Raw genomic sequence first — 2,715 nt, forward strand, 5'->3', positions numbered from 1 at the left:
GGCCACCCCGGGGTCGACCAGGTGCAGGTCGAGCTGCCCGGCCAGCAGCGCGATCCCGCCGGCGCGCACGACCGCCCCGACCGGCTCGTGCAGCCACGCCCCGATCTCGCCCACCGGCGCGCGCCCGCCCCGGCCGCCCGGCGGCACCACCAGCTGGTCCCCGCCCGGCAGCAGGGTGGCGACGCGGTGGTCGGGACGGCTGCCGCGACCGCCCCACAGGCAGACCTCGACGGTGCTGCCGCGGGCGGTGACCCACTCGGCCTCGCAGCCCTCGGGCAGCACGGCGTGCGGGACGGCCGGGCCCAGCTTCACCGCGGCGGGCGCCTCGCGAGCCAGCAGCCGCTGCACCAGCGACCAGCTCGGGGTGAACCGCTCGACGTCGAACAGCCGTCCGCGGGCATCACGACGGGCCGGGTCGCAGAAGGCCGCGATCTCACCGCCGGCCCCGTCGAGCAGGTCGGGGGCCAGCGCCTCGGCGTCACCCTCGACCACCTCGGCGTCCAGCCCGGCCAGGTTCGCCCGGGCCACGGCGGCCGTGGCCGGGTCCAGCTCGACCGCGACCACCCGGAGCCCGGCCCGGGCCAGCGCCAGCGCGTCGGAACCGATCCCGCAGCCGAGGTCGACGACCGTTCCGACGCCGGTGGCGGCCAGCCGTGCGGCCCGGTGGGCGGCCACCTCGGGCCGGGAGGCCTGCTCCAGCCCGACGGCGGTGAACAGCATCCCGGCGGCGGCGTCGCCGAACTTGGTCACCGCGCGGCGGCGCAGGCTCTCCTGGGCGCACGCGGCCGAGGCGAGCGCGGGCTCCACCCTGCGGCGGACGGCGTCCAGCGCTGCCGGGCTGGTGAGGTCGCGCTGCTCGGCGGCCACCGCGAGCGCGACCTGTCCCTCAGCCGAGGCGAGCCGGGCCACCAGGGCGGCGTCCACGCTCAGACCAGGACGCGGCTGACCGGCAGCCCGGAGTCGGCGCCGAGGTCGGGCGGGGACGGGCGTCCACCCGCCTTGACCACCTCGACCCCGAGGACGGCCATCATCGCGCCGTTGTCGGTGCACAGCGCCGGACGCGGGGTGCGCAGGGTGATCCCCGCCGCGGCGGTGCGCTCGGCCAGCAGCGCCCGCAGCCGGGAGTTCGCCGCCACCCCGCCGCCGACCAGCAGGTGGTCCGCGCCGACGTGCCGGCAGGCCTCGACCGCCTTGGCGCTGAGCACGTCGCAGACGGCCTCCTGGAAGGACGCGGCCACGTCGGCCAGCGGCACCTCCCGGCCCTCCTGCTGGCAGGTCTCCACCCAGCGGGCGACCGCGGTCTTCAGCCCGGAGAAGGAGAAGTCGAAGCGGTGCCGCTCCAGGTCGCGCGGGGAGGTGAGCCCGCGCGGGAAGCGGATGGCGCGCGGGTCGCCGTCGGCGGCCACCCGGTCGATCACCGGACCACCCGGGTAGGACAGGCCGAGCACCCGGGCCACCTTGTCGTAGGCCTCACCGGCGGCGTCGTCGATGGTCGAGCCGATCTCGGTGATGTCGGTGGCGATGTCACCCACCCGCAGCAGCGAGGTGTGCCCACCGGAGACCAGCAGCGCCACGCACGGCGTCGGCAGCGGGCCGTGGTCGAGCAGGTCGACCGCGACGTGCCCGGCGAGGTGGTTGAGCCCGTACAGCGGCTTGCCCAGGGCGGCCGCCAGCGCCTTCGCGCCCGCCAGCCCGACCACCAGGGCGCCCATCAGGCCCGGTCCGGCGGTGACGCTGATGGCGTCCAGCTCGGAGAGGTCGACGTCGGCCTTCGCGCAGGCGCGGCGGACGGCGGGCACCAGCGCCTGCAGGTGGGCCCGGCTGGCCACCTCCGGCACCACCCCGCCGAAGCGGACGTGCTGCTCCACGCTGGAGGCCACCTCGTTGGCCAGCAGGGTGTGCCCGGAGACGATGCCGACCCCGGTCTCGTCGCAGGAGGACTCGATGCCGAGCACCAGGGGCTGACCCGCTTCGCGGGAGGGCACCAGGGGCTGACCCGCTTCGCGGGAGGGCACCAGGGGCTGACCCGCTTCGCGGGAGGGCACCAGGGGCTGACCCGCTTCGCGCGCCGGGCGCACCACCTCAGTCGTCATCGTCGGCACCTCCCAGTCGGCAGCGCATCACCACGGCGTCGCTGCCGCGTCCGTAGTAGCCGGGTCGGCGGTCGATCTCGACGAACCCGGCGCGGGCGTAGACCGACAGCGCGGCGGCGTTGTCGGCGCGGACCTCCAGCATCATGCGCCGGGCGCCGCGGCGCCGGGCCGCCTCCATCGCGTGCCGCAGCAGCGCCGTCCCGACGCCGTGGCGGCGCTCGGAGCCGAGCACCACGATCCGGTGCAGGTCGGCGACGTCGCCGACGGTCTGCGTGGTGGCGGCGGCGAGCAGCTCCCCCGCGCCCGAGCGGACCACCCAGACGTCGCGGTCGCCGCCGTGCAGCTCCGCGGCCCAGGAGGACTCGCTCCACTGCTCGCGGGGGTCGAAGCTGGCCTCCTCGAGCTCGACCAGCAGCTCCAGGTCGTCCGGACGCCCCCGGTCGATGTCGACGCTCACGCGCCGCTCCCGCGCCGACCGCCGGCCGGACGCACGCGCAGCCGCGGCGCCGGGGTGACCAGGGTGGACTTCGGCCGGCCCGGCACGGCGGCGTCGGGACGGCGCAGGTAGAGCGGCTCCAGGCCGGCGTCGGGCAGCAGGTCCATCCCGGCGGCCAGCACCCCG

The 2,715-nt window shown here is 77.2% G+C and carries 3 protein-coding genes; all 3 read right to left on the reverse strand.

Annotated elements, in window-relative coordinates; all coding sequences use genetic code 11:
• Positions 1-924 (reverse strand): class I SAM-dependent methyltransferase (locus DVA66_RS19170; protein ID WP_114561437.1); only part of this gene is annotated, 924 nt, incomplete at its 3' end.
• Between the two features lie 2 nt (positions 925-926).
• Positions 927-2,093, reverse strand: coding sequence for a tRNA (adenosine(37)-N6)-threonylcarbamoyltransferase complex transferase subunit TsaD (gene tsaD / locus DVA66_RS19175; protein WP_114561438.1), 1,167 nt, complete (start codon positions 2,091-2,093; stop codon positions 927-929).
• Positions 2,083-2,715 (reverse strand): ribosomal protein S18-alanine N-acetyltransferase (gene rimI / locus DVA66_RS19180; RefSeq protein ID WP_408608937.1); only part of this gene is annotated, 633 nt, incomplete at its 5' end. The genes rimI and tsaD, both read right to left, overlap by 11 nt.

It is taken from the genome of Desertihabitans aurantiacus (assembly GCF_003344635.1).
GTDB classification, from domain to species: Bacteria; Actinomycetota; Actinomycetes; order Propionibacteriales; family Propionibacteriaceae; genus Desertihabitans; species Desertihabitans aurantiacus.

Coding starts and splice junctions, on each gene's coding strand:
- tsaD (WP_114561438.1), bottom strand. CDS start 2,093: ATGACGACTGAGGTGGTGCGCCCGGCGCGCGAAGCGGGTCAGCCCCTG.